The following is a 703-nucleotide window of genomic DNA, read 5'->3' as shown; positions in this document are numbered from 1 at the left end:
CCCCAGCGTCGTCATGAGGCCGATGAACTCGATGTACAGCTCGTACGGCAGCCAGCCGCCGAGGACGGGGAGCGTCCAGTCCGCCTGGAAGAGCTGCCCGTAGGCGTTGATGATGGTCGGCGGCAGCGTGAGGAAGCCGATCGCGACGAACCAGTGCGCGACGCCGATCACGCCCCACTTGTTCATGCGGGTGTGGCCCAGGAACTCACGGGCCAGCGTGGCGGTACGGGCCTTCGGATCGTCGGTGCGCAGCCCGGCGGGCACGGGGCCGCCGAGCTTCATGAACCGGACGATCTGGACGACGGCACGCGTGATGAGTGCCAGACCGACCGCGGTGAGGCTCAGTGTGACGATGATCGCGGCGAGTTGCATGACGTCTCCCCGGGCCCGGGACGGTGGGCGGCGTGTGGGGGAGAGGCCCCGGGGCCCTCACCGGCACCCTACGCGGAAGATCGCCCTCGCGCCGGGAGCCGGGCCGCCGACGCGGAACGGCCGGTCCCGCGCGGGGCGGGACCGGCCGTTCCGGTGTCGGGGCGTCGAGGTGTCGGCGTCAGCGGGCCGGCTGCGGCTCGGGCGCGGGCTCACCGGCGTCCGCGTCGGCGTCCCCGCCGTCCTCGGGGCCGTCGGCCGGCGTCTTCACGGACTCCAGCAGCAGCTGGGCGACGTCGACGACCTGGACGGACTCCTTGGCCTCGCCGTCGTT

1 pseudogene is annotated in these 703 nt (G+C 73.0%); it reads right to left on the bottom strand.

Features of this window, described 5'->3' with window-relative positions:
• Nucleotides 1-372, bottom strand: a pseudogene (locus tag IF129_RS25935) (Fe-S oxidoreductase); the annotation flags it as partial.
• Nucleotides 373-703: the final 331 nt, after the last annotated feature.

The organism is Streptomyces chumphonensis (genome assembly GCF_014779715.1).
Classification (GTDB): Bacteria; Actinomycetota; Actinomycetes; order Streptomycetales; family Streptomycetaceae; genus Streptomyces; species Streptomyces chumphonensis.
The sequence above is the reverse complement of the archived record's forward strand: the minus strand, read 5'-3'. Positions and strand labels throughout refer to the sequence as shown.